We start from the raw sequence: 18,515 nt of genomic DNA on the forward strand, positions 1-18,515 counted from the left end.
TGATATATCAACTGGAAAGTAGAGTAAGGTCAGCACCGGACAAAGGTCAATAGCTCCGGCAAATCAGGGAGACGGAACATGAGCCTGGCGCATTCTTCGGTCGCGGACACGGCATCGAACGGCGGCACCAACGCCGACCGCGCGTACGAGATCGTGCGCGAACGCCTGGTCATGCTGGACATCCGGCCCGGCGAGCCGATCAACGACGACCGTCTCGCCGAGGAACTCGGATTCGGCCGGACACCCGTGCGGGAAGCGCTCAAGCGCCTCGAGCGGGAACGTCTCGTCGTCGCCTACCCACGTCGCGGCACGTTCGCCACAGCCGTCGACATGACCGACCTCGCCGACATCTCCGAGATCCGCAAGCAACTCGAACCGACCGCGGCGGCCAGGGCGGCGCGGACGGCGTCCCAGGACGCGCGGGCCCGGCTGACCGCGCTGGCCGACGAGATCGCCGAGATCGCCGACAGTGAAGACCCGCGCGACGTCCTGCGCAAGGACGTGCGCGTGCACCGCGAGATCTACCGCGCGTCCGGGAACCCTCACCTCGAGGACATCCTCGTCAGCCTCGACGCGCACGCCACCCGCATCTGGTGCCTCTTCCTCGACCGGCTGCCCGACGTCGCGAGCCACGTCCGCGAGCACGTGGCCCTGCTGCGGGCCATCGTCGACGGCGACGAGGACACCGCCTCGTCGCTGACCCTCGCCCACGTCGCCGGCTTCGAGAAGGCCATCCGCGACCTGCTGTAGGCGCTTCGCGCCCGTGAGTGGTTAACGAGTCCAGGGACTCGTTAACCACTCACGGGCGGCGGAGCCGCCTCAGCTGAACACCACCGTCCGATGACCGTGCAGCAGGACGCGGTTCTCGCAGTGCCAGCGCACGGCCCGCGACAGCGCGAGGGCCTCGGCGTCCTGCCCGACCGTGGCGAGTCGCGCCGGGTCGAAGGAGTGGTCGATGCGGATGACTTCCTGCTCGATGATGGGACCCTCGTCCAGATCGGGTGTCACGTAGTGGGCGGTTGCCCCGACCTGCTTGACGCCGCGATCGAATGCCTGGTGGTAGGGCTTGGCGCCCTTGAAACCGGGCAGGAACGAGTGGTGGATGTTGATGGCCCGTCCGCGCAGTGCCCGGCACGCGTCGTCCGACAGGACCTGCATGTACCGGGCGAGGACCACGAGATCCGCATCGAACTCGTCGACGAGTTCGAGGAGCCTGGCCTCCGCCTGCGGCTTGGTGGCCGGCGTGACCGGGACGTGGACGAACGGCAGCCCGGCGGCTTCGGCCATCGGGCGCAGCACCTCGTGATTGGAGACGACGGCGACGAGTTCGGCGCCGAGGTTGCCTGCGCGCCAGCGGAAGATGAGGTCGTTGAGGCAGTGGCCCATCTTGGAGACCATGACGATCACCCGGGGCAGGTCGCTGCCGTTGAAGTTGAACGTCATGCCGAATTTCGCGGCGACGCTCCCGAATTCGGCTGTGAGGCGCTCGATGTCGACGTCTTCTGCCGACACGAACGACGTGCGGAGGAAGAACGCGTCGCTCCGGGTGTCGTCGAACTGCTGGTGCTCGGCGATATCGCAGTTCTGCTCGAAGAGAAAGGAGCTGACTGCGTGAACGATCCCGGGACGCTGAGCGCAGCTGAGCGTCAGGGTGAAGGTCTGGGTCATGTGGGTCTCCTCGATGCCGGACCAATTGAGGTGTCAGTCCGAGCGAACTGATATATCAGAATGGGCCCATGCTATTTCAGGCGGGACGAGCGGGTCAAGGGGTGGAGACGGAGTCAGGCGCCGCTTCGGGCTCCGGCGAGCAGGGAGTCCGATCGAGTCTGGGCGTACTGGGTCGCGGCGGCGTCGACCGTGTGGTTGAGCAGCAACGCCGTGGTCACCGGTCCCACCCCTCCGGGGACCGGGGTCAGCGCGCCGGCCCGACCGTCGACGGCTGCGGCGTCGACGTCACCGAGCAGTTGCCCGTCCGCGGTCGCCGTGGTCCCGACATCGATGACGACGGCGCCGTCGGCGACGTGGTCGGCCGTGATCAGTCCGGGAATGCCGACCGCGACGACAAGGATGTCGGCGTCACGGGTGCCCGCGGCCAGGTCGGTGGTGTGCCGGTGGCAGACGGTCACCGTCGCGTTGCGTTGCACGAGCAGATGCGCGACGGGACTTCCGACGACAGTCGATCTGCCGACCACCGCGGCCGTCCTGCCGTGCGGGGAGATTCCGTGGTGATCGAGGAGCGCGATGACGGCCTGTGCGGTGGCGGGCGCGAACGCGGGCAGACGCGCGACGAGACGGCCGAGGCTGACCGGATTCGCGCCGTCGACGTCCTTCGCGGGGTTGATCGCCTCCCGCAGTGCGTCGAGGTCGGTGCCGTCCGGCAGGGGTGTCTGCAGGATGATTCCGTGGACGTCCGGGTCGTGGCCGAGTTCGACGAGCGTGCTGCGGATCTGCTCGGTCGACGCCACGGCGCCGAGATCGACGATGTCGCAGAGGATTCCGGTGCGCTTGGCGGCCGACGCGATGGAACGCACGTACCAGGCGGTCGATTCGTCGTCGGTGGCCTGCACGACCGCCAGCTTGGGCCGGACACCGATTTCGGCGAGGGCCGCGGCGGCGACGGATGCGTCGTTGCGGATGGAGGTGGCGAGTTCGGCGCCACCGAGGCTTCTGGTCATGAAGTCAGCTGCTTTCGTACTCGTGTCGTGACGGCGTCGGCACGCTCGACGATCGCGTCGACGCCGGACAGGCACTCGGTGAGGGCCCGGCGGGTGTCCGCATCGGTGATACCCGGCAGGTTCACCTCGATGTTGACCCGGGCGGTGGTGGCGGCTGCGCGGGCGGCCTCGGCGGCGGCCGCGACGTCGCTGACGACGGTGCGGTTCGCCACCGGCAGCAGGACGTCGGCGAGCGCGACGACGTCGCCTGCCGCGACCACCACCTCGGCGGGGACCGCGGCCGCGCCGGCGAGGGCGGTCGCGATCGCCGACGTGCGCGTTCCGGATTCGTCGTCCGTGTCCTGGGGGAGCCGGTAGGCGTCGATGACGGCCGTGAATGCTGCCATGTCGTCCTCGGCGAACTGCAGTGCCTTCTCGCGGAACGCATCCGCGGCCGCGCAGATGCGTTCGACGAGCATCCCGTGGTCGGCGTACCTCTTGCCGGTGGTGTAGCGGGCGACCATCGAGACCAGCGCGGCGGCCTGGCCGAGGTGGAGCGCGCCGGTCGCGCCGCCGCCGGGTGCGGGAGTCCGATCGGCGAGCGAATCCAGGAATCCGGCGATCGTGTCGTCTCGGAGGGTCATGACCGGATCTTCTTCATCTCGGGGTCGACGAGCGGCTCGGCCACGACGGTGGCCGGGATGCGGCGTCCGAAGTACTCGATCTCCACCGGGGTGTCGACGGTTGCGTTCGCGGGAAGCCAGGCGTAGGCGATGGGCGCCCCGACCGTGTGACCGAACGCGGCGCTCGTGACGTATCCGGCGGGCTGTCCGTCGACGAACACCGGCTCGTGGCCGAGGACCACCGACGTGCGGTCGTCGATCATGAGGCACGCCAGGCGCCGCTCCACCGTCTCGTCGGAGACGCCGTCGAGCGCGTCGCGCCCACGGAAGTCGCCCTTCTGCAGTCGCACCGCGAACCCGAGACCGGCCTCGTAGGGGTTGTGCTCGGTGGTCATGTCGCTGCCCCACGAGCGGTAGCCCTTCTCCATCCGCAGGCTGTTGAACGCGGCGCGGCCGGCGGCGATGACGTCGTACTTCTGCCCCTCCGCCCACAGCAGATCCCACAGGCGCAGACCGTTGTCGGCGGACGTGTACAGCTCCCAGCCGAGTTCGCCGACGTACGACAGGCGCATCGCCGTGACGGGCACCCTGCCGATGCGGACCTGCTTCGCACGGAAGTACTTGAAGTTCTCGTTCGTGAAGTCGTCGGAGCTCAGTGCCTGCACCAGATCCCGGGCGCGCGGACCCCACAGCCCGATCCCGCACGTGCCGCCGGTGATGTCCCGGATCTGCACACTGCCGTCGTCGGGGGACTGCCGGCGGAAGTAGTCGAGGTCGAGGTTGCCGTTGGCACCGACTTGGAAGACGGTGTCGGACAGTCGCGTGACGGTGAGGTCGCTGCGGACGCCACCGGCGTCGTCGAGCGCGAGCGTGTAGGTGACCGACCCGACGGACTTGTCCATCTTGCCGGTCGTCAGCCGGTCGAGCAGGGCCAGCGCGCCGGGGCCGCTGATCTCGAGGCGCTTCAGCGGTGTCATGTCGTACATCGCCACGGACGTGCGGGTGCGCCAGGCCTCCGCCGCGGCGATGGGGGAGTGGAACATCGCCGCCCACGGTTCCCGGGCCGGCGGCTGCCATTCGGCCGGAAGGTCCTGCACCAGATGGGCGTTGGACTCGAACCAGTGCGGGCGTTCCCAGCCGGAGCTCTCCAGGAACACGGCGCCGAGTTCCTTCTGGCGAGCGTGGAAGGGGCTGACCCGCAGGTCGCGGGGAGACTCCTTGGGCTGCAGCGGGTGCAGCACGTCGTAGATTTCGACGAAGTTCTGCTGCGACGTCTCGCTGACGTAGTCGGGTGCGAGCTGGATCTCCTCGAAGCGGTGCACGTCGCAGCCGTGCAGTTCGACCTCGGAGCGGCCGTCGACGAGCAGTTGCGCGACGGCCCGGCCGACACCGGCGGAGTGCGTCACCCACACTGCCTCGGCGATCCAGAACCCGGCGACGTCCGGGGACTCGCCGATGAGCGGTCCACCGTCCGGGGTGAACGAGAAGACCCCGTTGAAACCGGCGTCCAGTTTGGCGGATTCGAGGCACGGCAGCAGCAACTTGCTCTGCTCCCACGACGGCGCGAAGTCCTCTTCCGTGAACGGCAGCATCGACGGCATGTCGGAGGCGGAGACGTCGTCGCTCTCGTCCAGGTCGCGGAGGTTCACCGGCATCGGGCGGTGGGCGTACGTGCCGATGCCGAGACGGTCGACGTGCTCACGGAAGTACAGATCCTGGTCCTGGTGGCGCAGGATCGGGAAGCCGGCCTCGGCGAGTTCGGTGTTCCGCCCGACGAGTTCGGGAATCTGCTCGGTCTTCGCGTACTGGTGCGCCAGGGGGAGCAGCGGAACGTCCATGCCCACCATCGCGCCGATGTCGGGACCCCAGAAGCCTGCGCAGGACACCACGATGTCGGCGGGGATCACACCGTCCGGGGTGGCGACGCCGGTCACCTTGCCGCCGCTCTGCTCGATCCCGATCACCTTCGTCGAACCCTGGAACACGGCACCGCGGGCTTCGGCGCGCCGGGCCAGCGCGACGACGACGCGGGACGCCTTCGCGAGGCCGTCCGTCTCCACGTACAGCCCGCCGAGAACCCGCTTCTCGTCCAGCAACGGGTGCAGCTTCGCGCACTCGGCCGGGTCGAGGACTGCGCCCTCGATGCCCCAGGACGTGGCCCAGCCCTGCTTGCGGTGCAGATCGGCGAGTCGCTCGGGGGTGGTGGCCACCTCGAGCCCGCCGAGCTGGTTGAAGCACCATTCGCCGTCCACGTCGAGTCCGACGAACTTCTCGACCGTGTACCGGGCGAACTCGGTCATCGTCTTGGACGCGTTGGTCTGGAACACCAGGCCCGGTGCGTGTGACGTGGAGCCTCCGGTGAGCGGCAACGGTCCCTGGTCGAGCACCGTGATCCGATCCCAGCCGCGAGCGGTGAGCTCGTCGGCCAGATTCGCGCCGACGATGCCGGCTCCGATGATCACTACGCGCGGTGACCCCATGATGGTCCTCCTGGTTGGGTGGGTGCCTGTGTGTGGCGAAGTTGCGGGAGATTCGGTGTTCGGTGTGGGCTCGAACGGCGCCGGAAAAGACTGTGAATTGCGAAACGGATCGGACTGATCCGAACCAATGTCGACAACTGATATATCAACACATTAGGTCCGGAAGAGTGAGGGGGTCAACCCCGAATTGCGCGTAATTCCATGACGATTGGCTCCGGAAAAAGCACCAATTCCGCGATCGACCGTGGAAATGTGCACCGTGCGCGACGGTGATGACGCGGAACCGGGTGTGGATGGAGGTAACCGTCGCACGGTGATGTCGCCTATCCTGAAGTCGCGATGACTGAATTGGACGATAATTCGAATGGAGATCGGAGCCGGCCGTCCGGCGCTGTGCAGTCAGTGGACCGCGCTCTGGCGGTACTCGAAATCCTGGCGAGGCTCGGTACCGCCGGCGTCACGGAAATCGCCGAGGAGTTGGGTGTCCACAAGTCGACCGCGTCGCGCCTCGTTGCCGTTCTGGATTCGCGAGGCTACGTCGCGCAATTGAAGAACCGGGGAAAATTCCAGCTCGGCAATTCCATCGTCCGGCTGGCCCGCACCGCGTCGCCGGACGGCGATCTGGTGCGGCAGAGTCAGGAATTGTGCGCCGAACTGGCGGAAACTGTCGGTGAGAGCGTCAATGTGTCGATACTCGACGGCAATCGATCGGTGAGCATCGTCAAAGCGGACGGTCCGTCCGGCGTCGGTACCAATACCTGGGTGGGTCAAAGCAGCCCGGCGCATGCGACGGCGAGTGGAAAATTGTTGCTGACGGAATTGTCCGACAGCGAACTCGCGGAGCGCGTGGGAGAAACTCCGATTGCTCTCACGGAGAAAACAATCACCGATGTGCCTGCGCTCGTGGAATCGCTGAAGACCATTCGCGAGCGCGGCTGGGCGGAGTCCGAGGAGGAACTCGAACTCGGGTTGAACGCGGTGTCCGTCCCGATCCGCGACTACACGTCGAAAATGATTGCCGCTCTGAGCGTGTCCGGCCCCGCCTACCGGCTGCTGCCGGAACGGTTCGAGGACGTCGCCCGCGCCGCACTCGACACGTCCCAGCAGATCAGCAGCCGATTGGGCTATGCCGTCACGTAGCGCCGGCATCAGGCCCGCGACCTGGCGAGTTGCTTCTTGTACCGGGTGAACAGCCGGGGACTGTTCATCGCGAAGACGCCCACGGTGTCGCCGTCCCGGTCGTAGGTGGCCACGAACGTGCCGGTTCCGGGATCGCCGTCGACGAACCGGACCTCGTCGGTGCTGTGTCTCGTCCCGGCGAACTGCAGCATCTTGCCGTACTGGTGGGACCAGAAGTACGGGATCGCGACGGGTCCGGACGGTGTGGCCATGATCGTGTCGGCGACGGTGGCGGCCTGGGCGACGGCGTTGCTCCAGTGCTCGCTTCTGTGGTGCACCTGGTGGGTGTCGTCGAAAGTCCGTGCGCAGTCGCCGATCGCGTACACGCCGGGCACATTCGTGCGGCACGACGAGTCGGTGAGGAAACCGTCTTCGACCATCAGTTCCGAATCGCTTGCCCATTCGACATTGGGGACGGCCCCGATTCCGACCACCACGGCGTCCGCGGGGAGGATCGTTCCGTCGCTGAGCTGGACAGCTTCGACCGCGTCGTCGCCGAGTAGTGCGGCGACGACTGCCCCGGTGAGCAGCCGGACACCGTGCGCGGCGTGCTGTCCTGCACAGATCGCCCCGAGTTCGATGCCGAGCGGGCCTGCCAGGGGTGTCGGTGACGCCTCGACGACGGTGACGTGCAGGCTCATGCCGGCCGCGCTGGACGCCACCTCCGCGCCGATGAAACCGGCTCCCACGATCACGAGGTTCTGCGCCCGTGACAGCGAATCACGCAGTGCGCGTGCGTCGTCGACCGACCTGAGTGTGTGAACTCCGGCGAGACCGGAGTGTCCGGGGAGGGTCCGGGCGCGCGCGCCCGTCGCGACGACGACGGCATCGGCGTCGAAGTGGGACCCGTCGTCGAACGTGACGCGGTGGAGCCCGTCCGGGGAGCGAACCAGGCCGGTGGCCGTTCTGTTCATGTGCCATTCGACGTCGAGTGTGTCGTCGTCGCTGTTCATCAACAGCAGATCCTCGTCGGTCAGGTGGCCGGTGAGGAATTCCTTGGACAGGGGCGGCCGGTCGTAGGGCAGGGACTGCTCGCTGCCGGCCACGACGAGGCGGCCGGTGTATCCCTTCTCCCGCAGTGCGCGGACCGCCGACAGTCCGGCGAGGGAAGCGCCCAGTACCACAATGGAATTCGGGACAGTGTTCATCGGGCGTCGCCCTTCTGGTCGAGATGAAGCAGCACGGTGCCGTCGACGATCGACACGTCGTGTGTGCGGACAGCGATCTTGGCCGGCGGGCCCGAAGGAACTCCGGTGCGGAGGTCGAAGCACGCCTCGTGGAGCGGGCACTCGACGGTGCAGCCTTCGACCCAGCCGTCGGCGAGGGAGGCGTCCTGGTGGGTGCAGGTGTCGTCGATGGCATACAGACCGTCGGAGGTGTGGAAGACGGAGACGGGAGCCATGCCCGGCGGGGTCACCGTGACGACCTCGCCGACGGGCAGTGTCGCGAGTTCGCACACGGGGAAGGCCGTGGCGCCGGGGTGGGTCACAACTGGGGAATCGTTATCGAGAATCACTCGATACCTCCGAAAGCGTCGGGGTGGAGGGACAAGTTGTGGAGCATTTGTTGCGCTATGCGCGACGACTTGCAAGCTGTGCAACACAATGCTCTCCGGTGCTGCCCCGCGGTGTCAAGTATTCGCGTGTAAAAACTGCGTTCCGCAAGTCGGTGGGCATAACCTCGGGGCATGAGTGAATCCGAGGCGACGGCGCCCGCGGCCCAGGGCGCAGAAGGAAAGGCGAAGACAGTGCACGCGGTGGAACGTGCCATCGACGTGCTCGAGATAGTCGCGGCAGAAGGCCGTGTCGGCGCCTCGGAGATCGCCGTGCGTCTCGGCGTGCACAAATCGACCGTGTCACGCCTGATCGCATCGCTGCAGCAACGCGGATTCGTAGAGGAAGCGGGCGTCCGCGGCAAGTATCAGCTCGGATTCGCGGTCGTGCGCTTGGCCGAGGCCACGGTCGCGCAGAGCGGGCTCGTCGAGGTTGCGCAGCCGGAGTGCGATCGCCTGGCCGATGCCTTCGGGGAGACGGTCAATCTCGCCGTGCTGGACGGAGCGGCGACCCTCAACGTGCTGGAAGCCCGCAGCGATCGCCACGTCGCGCTGCGTACGTGGGTGGGTCAGGTGACGCCTGCGCACGCGACCGCGACCGGCAAGGTTCTGGTCTCGGAACTGACGTCCGGCCAGCTCCGAAGCCGGTTGGGGCCGCAGTTGAGCGCGCTCACGCCCAACACGATTACCGACTTCCGGGCGTTCGACGTCGAACTCGAGCACGTGCGGTCGCGCGGGTGGGCGTCCACGGCCGAGGAGCTCGAAGCGGGGCTCAATTCCATCGCCGTGCCGGTGCGAAGCAAGGTCACCAACCGGATCGTCGCGTCGATCTGTGTGTCCGGTCCGGAGTACCGGCTGGCGCCCGAACGGTTCGAGGCGGTGGCGCTCGAACTCGCCGACGCGGTTGTGCGGATCGAAGCGCAGCAATCCGTCGGCGCGGGTGACTGAACGCCCGGAAGTGCTTCTCCCTCAAGGCGGGACGAACGGATAGTCCCGTTTGCCCGGGTTTCGGCCGTCCGCGGTTAACGCGGTGTTTCGGTCGTGTCGCGTCCGCGAAAGAAGTGTCGAATGTGATGTTTGACACGTCCGGCGGCCGCAGTCTAAGTTGTGTAAATCGCATAGCGTTGCCGATGACGCAACAATGCTGACGCCGCGATGACTCGGCGGGAACAGCTGTCCGCTGTTCGAACGGTCGCCGCGGATCGGGCACGCATGTCGTCACTCTCGGCAACGACGCCCCTTGCGATCTGCGCTCCCTACACACACAGACATCAGGTCACAGCTCGACCGACACGCATCTTTCCCGGCAACGAAAGAAACGGTGACATCTATGTCCGCTCCGGACGTCCAAGCCCCCGCCCCCGCCTCCGCGCCCGCACCGGCACTGATCCCCACCCTGGGTGGCCGGTACTACACCGACGCCGACATCTTCACGGACGAACAGGAGAACCTGTTCGAGGCGATGTGGTTCTGCGCCGTCCGCGCCGCCGATCTCGCCGACCCCGGAGCCTTCCGGAAGATCACGGTGGGCAGGGAGAGCGTGCTCCTCGTCCGCGGCCGCGACGGGGAACTGCGCGCCTTCCTCAACATCTGCCGTCACCGCGGCGCCATGCTGTGTACCGAGGACGAAGGACAGATCCGCAGAAACCTTCAGTGCCCCTACCACGCGTGGACGTACGGACTCGACGGCAAACTGGTGGCCGCCCCCAACATGGCCGCCCTGCGGGACGAGACCGGAGCCGACATCGACCGGGTGCGGTACGGACTGGTGCCGGTCGCGCTTCGTGAATGGCTCGGCTACGCATGGGTGTGCCTGGCCGACGAGCCGCCGTCGTTCGAGGACGAGGTCGTCGGCGCCGTCACCGAACGACTCGGTGATCCGGCCGCCATCGATCGGTACCAGATCGGGACCCTGGAACTCGGCCGCCGGATCGTCTACGACGTCGCGGCCAACTGGAAGCTGATCATCGAGAACTTCATGGAGTGCTACCACTGCGCGACCATCCACCCCGAGCTCACCGAGGTACTTCCCGAGTTCGCGGACGGTCTTGCCGCACAGTACTTCGTGGGGCACGGTGCCGCTTTCGGTGACGAGGTCGAGGGATTCACCATCGACGGAAGCGGCGGATTCGAGTCGCTGTCCGGCATCAGTCCCGACCAGGACCGCAAGTACTACGCCATCACGATCCGGCCGCAGGTCTTCGTCAACCTCGTGCCCGACCACGTCATCTTCCACCGCATGTTCCCCGTGTCCGCGGATCGCACCATCGTCGAATGCGACTGGCTGTACTCCCCGGAGGTCACCGCATCGGGTCGCGACGTCTCCCGTTCGGTGGAGCTGTTCCACCGAGTCAACCAGCAGGATTTCGACGCCTGTGAGCGGACCCAGCCCACGATGGCGTCGAAGGCGTACCGGAACGGGGGTGTGCTGGTGCCCGCGGAACACCACATCGGCGAATTCCACGAATGGCTACTGGAAAGGCTGAGCGGGGATCCCCGATGACCTACGCCGGCGAACAACCGAGGGTGACCGACCCTCCCAGGGTGAACGGTGTCGATCCGCAACCTCGACACCAGGCGCAGGAGCAGGAGCCGGCCGCGCCGTCCGGCGGCGAGGGTCGGCGGAGCGTCGACAAGGTGGTGTTCGGCACGGCCGCGGCGCTCGGTGTGGGACTCATCCTGTGGGGACTGCTGGCGCCGGAAAACCTGTCGGTCGTGTCGACCGCGGCGCTGGACTGGCTGGTGGCCGACCTCGGTTGGCTGTTCATCGCGGCGTCGTCGGCGTTCGTCGTCTTCTCGCTCTTCCTCGCGTTCTCCCGGTACGGCCGGATTCCGCTCGGCCGCGACGGCGAGAAACCGGAGTTCCGCACGGTGAGCTGGATCGCGATGATGTTCAGCGCCGGCATGGGAATCGGATTGATGTTCTACGGCGTCGCCGAACCGCTCGCCCATCTGGTGAGCCCGCCGCCGGGAACGGACGGCTCCGTCGGGTCGGCGATGGCCACGACTATGTTCCACTGGGGGCTGCATCCGTGGGCGATCTACGCGGTCGTCGGGCTGTCGATCGCATACGGCTCCTACCGGCGCGGCCGCAAGCAGCTCATCAGCGCCGCCTTCTTCCCTCTCCTCGGCCGCCGCTCGGAAGGCGCCGTGGGGAAGGTCATCGACATCCTCGCGATCATCGCGACGATGTTCGGCACCGCCGCGTCGCTCGGGCTCGGTGCACTGCAGATCGGTTCCGGGCTCGAGATCATCGGCTGGATGGACAACGTCGGCACGTTCGCGCTCGTTGCCCTCGTCGGGCTGCTGACGTTCGCGTTCGTCGGTTCGGCGGTGTCGGGAGTCGCCCGGGGCATCCACTGGCTGTCCAACATCAACATGGTGCTGGCGGTGATTCTCGCGCTGTTCGTGTTCGTGCTCGGTCCGACCGTCCTCATCCTCAATCTGCTCCCCACCGCGATCGCGGACTATGCGGCGCAGCTCGCCACCATGTCGGGACGGACGGCCGCGAGTTCCGGCGACGGCACGGCGTCCTGGCTGTCGTCGTGGACGATCTTCTACTGGGCATGGTGGGTGTCGTGGACTCCGTTCGTCGGAATGTTCCTCGCCCGGATCAGCCGCGGCCGCACGATCCGGCAGTTCGTGGTCGGCGTGATCGTCATTCCCACCTCGGTCAGCCTGGTGTGGTTCGCGGTGTTCGGCGGCGCCGGCATCGGACAGCAGCAGGACGGAGTCGACCTGGCGGCCCGCTCGTCGACCGAAGGCCAGTTGTTCGGGATGCTCGACCATCTGCCGTTGACCGGATTCGCCACCGTGCTGGTCATGGTGCTGGTCGCGATCTTCTTCGTGTCCGGCGCGGACGCCGCGTCGCTGGTGATGGGCACGCTGTCGCAGCGGGGTGCACGAGAACCGAGCACGTGGGTCGTCATCTTCTGGGGAACCCTCACCGGTGGCACCGCGGCACTCATCCTCTGGACCGGCGGCTCGGACGCCCTTCAGGGGCTGCAGACGATGACGATCATCGCGGCCGCGCCGTTCCTTCTGGTGATGATCGGGTTGTGCTTCTCGCTGTATCGGGACGTCTCCCGCGATCCGCTCATCGTCGGTTCATCGAAAAAGTCTGCACACGAGAGGGTTTCGGACACAGTATGAAGATGTCGGCACTATCCGCGGATCTCGACGTCCAGAGGTTGTTCGGGAAGGTGAATTTCATCGCGGGGGAGTGGGTCGCGGCGACGTCGGGGCGCACCCGCGACTGCATCGACCCGGCAACCGGGAACGTGATCGCCACGGTCGACGAGGCGTCGCCCGAAGACGCGAGACGAGCCGTGCTGGCGGCCCGGGCGACTTTCGATGCCGGGGACTGGCCGGAGACGGCGGTCGCCGTGCGATCGTCGCTCCTGTCGCGCATCGCGGATCTCCTCGAGCGCGACAAGGAGGAACTGGCGCGTATCGAGACGCTGGACACCGGTAAAACTCTGGTGGAGAGTCGAATCGACATCGACGACGTCGTGTCGGTATTCCGGTACTACGCCCGGCTCGCCCTCGTCTCCAGCGACCGAGTGGTCGACGTGGGTGACCCCGCGGTCGTCTCCCGGGTCGTTCGCGAACCGATCGGGGTGTGCGTCCTCATCGCACCCTGGAACTACCCGCTGCTCCAGATCTCCTGGAAGGTGGCACCCGCGCTGGCCGCCGGTTGCACGATGGTGCTCAAGCCCAGTGAGGTCACGCCGCTGAGCACGATCGCGTTCGCCCGGCTGATCGAGGAGGCGGGTGTGCCCGCCGGAGTCGTCAACCTGGTGCAGGGCAGCGGCGCCGACCTCGGCCCTGCGCTGACCGACACCGGCGACGTCGACTTCATCTCGTTCACCGGTGGATTCGCGACCGGCACCACCATCCTGGCGACGGCCGCGAAACACGTCACGAAGGTCGCCGTGGAACTGGGCGGGAAGAACCCGCACCTCGTGTTCGCCGACGCCGACTGGGAGTCGTCGGTCGACCAGGTACTCACCGGTGTTTTCCTGCATTCGGGGCAGGTGTGCTCGGCCGGGACGCGGCTGATCGTCGAGGAGTCGATCGCCGACGACTTCGTTGCCGCCCTCGTCTCGCGCGCCGAGGCCATCCGCGTCGGCCCGGGGCTCGATCCCGGCAGCGAGACCGGGCCGCTCGTGTCGGCGGCGCAGCGCGACAAGATCGAAGCCTATGTGACACTGGGTGTCTCCGAAGGAGCGACGCTCCGGACGGGTGGCTCCCGGCCCGCCGATCCCGCACTCGACGGCGGCAGCTACTACCTGCCCACCATCTTCGACCACTGCGACCGCTCCATGCGGATCGTGCAGGAGGAGACGTTCGGGCCCATCCTCACGGTCGAGAGATTCACCACCGAGGAAGACGCGGTCCGGCTCGGCAACGACACCGAGTACGGCCTCGCCGCCGGCGTCCGGACGTCGGATGCCGCCCGCGGTGAACGGGTGGTACGCCGCCTGCGCCACGGGACCGTGTGGCTCAACGACTTCGGCTACTACACCGCGGCGGCGGAATGGGGCGGATTCAAGAAGTCCGGCAACGGGCGCGAACTCGGACCCGCGGGACTCTCGGAATACCAGGAAGTCAAACACATCTGGAACAACACGACCTCGCCTCTCGCGGGTTGGTTCACCGCCACCTGACAGGCCTACCTCAACTTCTCAGGAAGTGATCGAATGACCAGTACCGACAATACGACCGGCGATCACGACAGTGGACTCGAGGATTTCGGCTACAAGGAGTCCCTCGATCGCAGTATCGGCAAGTTCGCGAGCTTCGCCGCGGGCGTCAGCTACATTTCCATTCTAACCGGCACTTTCCAGTTGTTCTACTTCGGATTCGGCACCGCAGGCCCCGCCTACCTGTGGTCGTGGCCGCTGGTGTTCGTCGGCCAGCTCGCCGTGGCACTGTGCTTCATGGAGCTGGCCGCCAAGTATCCGATCGCCGGCTCCGTGTACAACTGGGCGAAGACGCTCGGCAGCAGAATAGTGGGGTGGTCCGCGGGCTGGCTGATGCTCACCGCGTCGATCGTCACCCTGTCGGCCGTTGTGCTGGCGCTGCAGCTCAACCTGCCGCGGCTGTGGAGCGGCTTCCAGCTCGTCGGTGACGGCACCGGAGAACACGACTTCGCCACCAACGCCGTCATTCTCGGGACGGTGATGATCGGCTTCACCACCGTCGTCAACGCGCTCGGTGTCCGTCTCATGGCGATGATCAACAGCGCCGGGGTGTTCATCGAGATCATCGCGGCGGTGCTGATCGCGATCATCCTCGCCGCCAACATGACCCGCGGCCCGCAGGTGTTCTTCTCCACCCACGGGTACGGCGCAGGCGAAAGCGGTGGATACCTCGGCGCGTTCCTGGTGGCCACGCTCGCGTCGGGCTACGTGATGTACGGCTTCGACACCGCGAGTTCGCTGGGCGAGGAGACGGTGGAACCCCGTCGGACCGCGCCCAAGGCGATCTTCCGTGCGATCCTCGCTTCGTTCGTGATCGGCGGCGCGATCCTCGTGTTCGCCGTGATGGCGGCACCCGACCTCGACGATCCGAAGATCGGCGCGTCGGACGGCAGCCTGCAGTACATCGTGGAGCAGGTGATGTGGGGCCCGCTGGGCACGATCTTCCTGGTGTGCATCGTGATCGCGGTGACCGTCTGCTCGCTGGCGGTGCACACCGCCGCCATCCGGCTGACCTTCGCCATGGCCCGCGACAACGCACTCCCGTTCGGTGAGCGGCTGGCCCGCGTCCACCCGAGAACGCGGACACCCGTCGTGCCCGCCGTGACGATCGGAGTGGTGGCCGCGCTGATCCTGGTGGTCAACATCGGCCAACCGCACATCTTCACCGTGCTGACGTCGATCGCGATCATCATGATCTACCTGGCCTACCTGATGGTCACCGGCCCGATGCTGAAGAAGAGGTTGCGCGGTGAGTGGCCGCCGCGGGACCTGAAGGAGGGCGGCTACTTCACGATGGGCAAGTGGGGACTGCCCGTCAACATCGTCGCACTCGTGTGGGGAATCGGCATGGCCCTCAACCTCGCCTGGCCACGGGAGGCCGTGTACGGCGAACCGTGGTACAACACCTGGGGCGCCTTCGTCTACATCGGCGTCATCCTCGGGTTCGGACTGTTGTGGTACCTCACCACCGGCCGGCACCACATCGGAACGTTGACGTCACACTGCGCGGCGGTGGTAACGCCCGCGCCGGAATCCGAACCGAACGACAAGGAGCTCGCCCGATGACCGATGGCGAATCGCAGAGCACTGCAGGGGAATTCGACTACGTGATCGCGGGCGGTGGAAGCGCGGGATGCGCACTCGCGGCGCGCCTGAGCGAAGACCCGTCGGTGACGGTGTGCCTGCTCGAGGCGGGCCCGTCCGACGTCGGGGACCGGGCGATCCTCGAACTGTCCCAGTGGATGCATCTGCTGGACTCCGGGTACGACTGGGACTACCCGGTGGAGCCGCAGGAGAAGGGCAACAGCTTCATGCGGCACGCCCGGGCCAAGGTCCTCGGCGGCTGCTCGTCCCACAACTCGTGTATCGCCTTCTGGCCGCCGGCCGAGGCACTCGACGACTGGGAGGCGATGGGGGCGTCGGGATGGGGTGCGCGGGACATCCTCCCGTACGTCAGCCGGCTGGAGAGCAACGACGCCCCCGGCGACGGCCACGGCCGCAGCGGGCCCGTGCGGTTGCGGGACGTCCCGCCGAACGACCCGTGCGGCCACGCGGTTCTCGACGCCGCCGCCGCGGTGGGGCTGCCGACCGTCGCATTCAACCGCGGCGGAACGGTGCTCAACGGCGCCGGATGGTTCCAGATCAACGCGTCCGAGGACGGCACCCGCATGTCGTCGTCGCACGCCTACCTGCACCCGATCCTCGGGACCCGGCCCAACCTGGAGGTCCGGACCGGCTGCTGGGTGAGCGAAATCCTGTTCGACGAACAGCAGACGGCGACGGGCGTCCGGTACCAGCGCCCCGACCTCACCGGCTACGACACGGTGTCGGCGCGACGCGAGGTGGTGGTGACGGCCGGGGCCATCGACACCCCGAAGTTGCTGATGCTGTCGGGTATCGGCCCGGCGGAGCATCTCGCGGAGTTCGGGATCCCCGTCCGCGTCGACTCGCCCGGTGTCGGATCGAACCTCGACGATCACGTCGAGGGACTCGTGTTCTGGGAGGCGTCCCAGCCGATGGTCACCGAATCGACGCAGTGGTGGGAGATCGGCCTCTTCGCGACCACCCGTGACGGCCTGAACCATCCCGACCTGATGATGCACTACGGCAGCGTCCCGTTCGACATGAACACACTGCGGTGGGGTTACCCGACCACCGACAACGGATTCTGCTTGACACCCAACGTCACTCAGGGCCGCTCCCGCGGAACGGTCCGGTTGCGGTCGCGGGACTTCCGTGACCGCGCGAAGGTCGACCCTCGCTATTTCACCGACAGCGAGGGCCACGACGACCGGGTGATGCTGTCCGGGGTGAAGCTGGCCCGCAAGATCGCCGAGCAGAAGGCGCTCCGCGGGTGGATCGCCCGCGAACTGGCGCCGGGACCCGATGCGGTGACGGACGCCGAGATCCTCGACTACATCCACAAGACCCACAACACGGTGTATCACCCCGCGGGCACGGCCCGCATGGGCGGTGTCGACGATCCGATGGCCGTGCTCGACCCGGAACTGCGGGTCAAGGGGGTACGAGGACTGAGGGTGGTCGACGCGTCGGCGATGCCGAAGCTGCCGCACGTCAACCCGAACATCACGGTCATGACGATGGCCGAGAGGTGCGCGGATCTGCTCCGGGGCCGGGCAGGGGCCGGGTTGCGGGCGGCGGAGTCGACGTTGTCCGAGGTCTGATCCGGGCGTCGATCGCCTCGGCGATCCTTCGCCAGATCTCGCTCCCCGGATCGATGACGGTGAAGTGATCGCCGGGGCCCTCGATCCGGACGACGTCGTCGGGGGTCGCCGCGGCGGCGTCGTGGTACTGCCTGCTCATCTCGAGCATGTCCGGCTCGTCGTCGACGGCGCACACCACCAGCTGAGCGGTGCCCAGCGGCAGTCGCTCGATCGGCGACGACCGTTCGTACGTCGCACGGTCGCCGGCCCGGTCGCCGCCGACGGCGTCCGCCACCGCGCCCTCGCCGAGGTGGCGTTCGCCGGCGAGTCGCAGATTCAGCACCCCAGCGAGGCTGACGGCCAGTGCCGGATGAACCGCTGCGTCCTCGGTCGCGGCGTCGGCGGCGGCGCGGAGCGCGAGCTGAGCACCGGCCGAGTGGCCGAGAATCACGACCCGCTCCGGGTCCGCCTCCGGCACCGTCGCGACAGCCTGCACGGCGTCGGCGACATCGGACGCCATTGCTGCCCATCGGTTCTCCGTGCCCCGCCGGTACTCGACATTCCAGGTGACGTACCCGCGGGCCGTCAGGTCGACCGCCGTCGCGTCCATCAAGTCGGACTCCCAACGCGGACGCCAGAACCCGCCGTGGACCAACACGGCGACGGGGAAGGGGCCGTCACCGCCCGGGATCCGCACTTCCACTCGCTGATCGGGGTGGTCGCCGTAGCGGACGATCCGTCCGGGGTGGAAGCGGTGGTGGAACCAACTGTCGACGGCGTAGCGCAGCCCGTCGAGCCCGCGCCCCCGGATGTGGACCCGGGTGCCCGGCGAGCGGTCGGCCTCGCACTCCCCGAAATCGACGCGAATCGCCCCGCCGGCCGGGGCGGTGAAGGAGGCCCCGGTGCCGGGCACGACGATGACCTCGCCTCGCCCGGCCGCCGACTGCACGGCCCGCTCGAGCCCGGCGGTGTCCGCGGCGAACCTCACATCACCGGTCAGACCGCGCGCATCCAGTGCCCGGCCCACGAGTTCCTCCGCGGTTCCGCGGTGTGCCACCACGCCGGGGGCGAAGACGATGTCGACTCTGCACGTTGGTTCGCTCACCGGGTCACCGTACGTACCCGTGATGACATCTGGCGAGGGCACGCGAGATCTGT

General features: G+C 67.4%; 15 protein-coding genes. 8 read left to right on the forward strand and 7 right to left on the reverse strand.

Annotation, left to right across the window (positions count from 1 at the left end; all coding sequences use genetic code 11):
* Positions 1 to 78: 78 nt before the first annotated feature.
* Entirely contained in the window at positions 79 to 750 is a 672-nt protein-coding gene (locus WKC72_RS13965) for a GntR family transcriptional regulator (protein ID WP_370182977.1), read from the forward strand.
* A 69-nt stretch (positions 751 to 819) separates the two neighbouring features.
* Here the strand turns inward: WKC72_RS13965 and purU are convergent, their stop codons facing one another.
* From purU to WKC72_RS13985, 4 genes are all read right to left on the reverse strand, one after another.
* Complete coding sequence (purU, locus tag WKC72_RS13970; protein ID WP_037226750.1) at positions 820 to 1,668, reverse strand: formyltetrahydrofolate deformylase; 849 nt, start codon at positions 1,666 to 1,668, stop codon at positions 820 to 822.
* Between the two features lie 113 nt (positions 1,669 to 1,781).
* Positions 1,782 to 2,675 (reverse strand): bifunctional 5,10-methylenetetrahydrofolate dehydrogenase/5,10-methenyltetrahydrofolate cyclohydrolase, encoded by an 894-nt coding sequence (locus WKC72_RS13975; RefSeq protein WP_370182979.1) that lies wholly within the window; start codon positions 2,673 to 2,675, stop codon positions 1,782 to 1,784.
* Positions 2,672 to 3,298: a cyclodeaminase/cyclohydrolase family protein gene (locus tag WKC72_RS13980; RefSeq protein WP_370182980.1), complete on the reverse strand. Its 627-nt coding sequence runs from the start codon at positions 3,296 to 3,298 to the stop codon at positions 2,672 to 2,674. Before WKC72_RS13980 ends, WKC72_RS13975 begins: the two co-directional genes overlap by 4 nt.
* Complete coding sequence (locus WKC72_RS13985; RefSeq protein WP_370182981.1) at positions 3,295 to 5,757, reverse strand: FAD-dependent oxidoreductase; 2,463 nt, start codon at positions 5,755 to 5,757, stop codon at positions 3,295 to 3,297. Before WKC72_RS13985 ends, WKC72_RS13980 begins: the two co-directional genes overlap by 4 nt.
* Positions 5,758 to 6,096: 339 nt before the next feature.
* On the opposite strand from WKC72_RS13985, the gene WKC72_RS13990 reads away from it, so the two are divergent.
* Complete coding sequence (locus WKC72_RS13990) at positions 6,097 to 6,897, forward strand: IclR family transcriptional regulator (RefSeq protein WP_037226757.1); 801 nt, start codon at positions 6,097 to 6,099, stop codon at positions 6,895 to 6,897.
* Positions 6,898 to 6,905: 8 nt separating this feature from the next.
* Here the strand turns inward: WKC72_RS13990 and WKC72_RS13995 are convergent, their stop codons facing one another.
* Together WKC72_RS13995 and WKC72_RS14000 are read right to left on the reverse strand one after the other, a co-directional pair.
* A complete protein-coding gene (locus WKC72_RS13995; RefSeq protein WP_370182983.1) occupies positions 6,906 to 8,084 on the reverse strand; it encodes an NAD(P)/FAD-dependent oxidoreductase in 1,179 nt (392 codons plus the stop codon).
* On the reverse strand, positions 8,081 to 8,425 hold the full coding sequence (locus WKC72_RS14000) for a bifunctional 3-phenylpropionate/cinnamic acid dioxygenase ferredoxin subunit (RefSeq protein ID WP_112301893.1): 345 nt from the start codon (positions 8,423 to 8,425) through the stop codon (positions 8,081 to 8,083). The genes WKC72_RS13995 and WKC72_RS14000 overlap by 4 nt, the downstream gene beginning before the upstream one ends.
* Positions 8,426 to 8,623: 198 nt before the next feature.
* On the opposite strand from WKC72_RS14000, the gene WKC72_RS14005 reads away from it, so the two are divergent.
* The 6 genes from WKC72_RS14005 (at position 8,624) to WKC72_RS14030 (ending at position 17,378) form a co-directional block, all read left to right on the forward strand.
* On the forward strand, positions 8,624 to 9,436 hold the full coding sequence (locus WKC72_RS14005; protein WP_037226762.1) for an IclR family transcriptional regulator: 813 nt from the start codon (positions 8,624 to 8,626) through the stop codon (positions 9,434 to 9,436).
* 382 nt (positions 9,437 to 9,818) lie between these two features.
* Complete coding sequence (locus WKC72_RS14010) at positions 9,819 to 10,991, forward strand: aromatic ring-hydroxylating dioxygenase subunit alpha (protein WP_112301895.1); 1,173 nt, start codon at positions 9,819 to 9,821, stop codon at positions 10,989 to 10,991.
* Positions 10,988 to 12,640: a BCCT family transporter gene (locus WKC72_RS14015; RefSeq protein WP_112301896.1), complete on the forward strand. Its 1,653-nt coding sequence runs from the start codon at positions 10,988 to 10,990 to the stop codon at positions 12,638 to 12,640. The genes WKC72_RS14010 and WKC72_RS14015 overlap by 4 nt, the downstream gene beginning before the upstream one ends.
* Complete coding sequence (locus WKC72_RS14020; RefSeq protein ID WP_128641662.1) at positions 12,637 to 14,157, forward strand: aldehyde dehydrogenase family protein; 1,521 nt, start codon at positions 12,637 to 12,639, stop codon at positions 14,155 to 14,157. The genes WKC72_RS14015 and WKC72_RS14020 overlap by 4 nt, the downstream gene beginning before the upstream one ends.
* Before the next feature lie 33 nt (positions 14,158 to 14,190).
* Positions 14,191 to 15,759, forward strand: coding sequence for an APC family permease (locus tag WKC72_RS14025; RefSeq protein ID WP_370182986.1), 1,569 nt, complete (start codon positions 14,191 to 14,193; stop codon positions 15,757 to 15,759).
* A complete protein-coding gene (locus tag WKC72_RS14030; protein ID WP_370182988.1) occupies positions 15,756 to 17,378 on the forward strand; it encodes a GMC family oxidoreductase in 1,623 nt (540 codons plus the stop codon). Before WKC72_RS14025 ends, WKC72_RS14030 begins: the two co-directional genes overlap by 4 nt.
* Here the strand turns inward: WKC72_RS14030 and WKC72_RS14035 are convergent.
* Positions 17,287 to 18,462 carry an alpha/beta hydrolase family protein gene (locus WKC72_RS14035; RefSeq protein ID WP_370182989.1) on the reverse strand — a complete coding sequence of 392 codons (1,176 nt, stop codon included), beginning with the start codon at positions 18,460 to 18,462 and terminating at the stop codon, positions 17,287 to 17,289. The two genes, WKC72_RS14030 and WKC72_RS14035, sit on opposite strands and share 92 nt — an antisense overlap.
* Positions 18,463 to 18,515 lie beyond the last annotated feature (53 nt).

The organism is Rhodococcus wratislaviensis (assembly GCF_041228765.1).
Taxonomy (GTDB): Bacteria; Actinomycetota; Actinomycetes; order Mycobacteriales; family Mycobacteriaceae; genus Rhodococcus_F; species Rhodococcus_F wratislaviensis.

Excerpts from the sequence above, each read along its gene's own strand:
- WKC72_RS13965 (WP_370182977.1), top strand. The coding sequence starts at position 79 with ATGAGCCTGGCGCATTCTTCGGTCGCGGACACGGCATCGAACGGCGGC.
- purU (WP_037226750.1), bottom strand. The coding sequence starts at position 1,668 with ATGACCCAGACCTTCACCCTGACGCTCAGCTGCGCTCAGCGTCCCGGG.
- WKC72_RS13975 (WP_370182979.1), bottom strand. The coding sequence starts at position 2,675 with ATGACCAGAAGCCTCGGTGGCGCCGAACTCGCCACCTCCATCCGCAAC.
- WKC72_RS13980 (WP_370182980.1), bottom strand. The coding sequence starts at position 3,298 with ATGACCCTCCGAGACGACACGATCGCCGGATTCCTGGATTCGCTCGCC.
- WKC72_RS13985 (WP_370182981.1), bottom strand. The coding sequence starts at position 5,757 with ATGGGGTCACCGCGCGTAGTGATCATCGGAGCCGGCATCGTCGGCGCG.
- WKC72_RS13990 (WP_037226757.1), top strand. The coding sequence starts at position 6,097 with ATGACTGAATTGGACGATAATTCGAATGGAGATCGGAGCCGGCCGTCC.
- WKC72_RS13995 (WP_370182983.1), bottom strand. The coding sequence starts at position 8,084 with ATGAACACTGTCCCGAATTCCATTGTGGTACTGGGCGCTTCCCTCGCC.
- WKC72_RS14005 (WP_037226762.1), top strand. The coding sequence starts at position 8,624 with ATGAGTGAATCCGAGGCGACGGCGCCCGCGGCCCAGGGCGCAGAAGGA.
- WKC72_RS14010 (WP_112301895.1), top strand. The coding sequence starts at position 9,819 with ATGTCCGCTCCGGACGTCCAAGCCCCCGCCCCCGCCTCCGCGCCCGCA.
- WKC72_RS14015 (WP_112301896.1), top strand. The coding sequence starts at position 10,988 with ATGACCTACGCCGGCGAACAACCGAGGGTGACCGACCCTCCCAGGGTG.
- WKC72_RS14020 (WP_128641662.1), top strand. The coding sequence starts at position 12,637 with ATGAAGATGTCGGCACTATCCGCGGATCTCGACGTCCAGAGGTTGTTC.
- WKC72_RS14025 (WP_370182986.1), top strand. The coding sequence starts at position 14,191 with ATGACCAGTACCGACAATACGACCGGCGATCACGACAGTGGACTCGAG.
- WKC72_RS14030 (WP_370182988.1), top strand. The coding sequence starts at position 15,756 with ATGACCGATGGCGAATCGCAGAGCACTGCAGGGGAATTCGACTACGTG.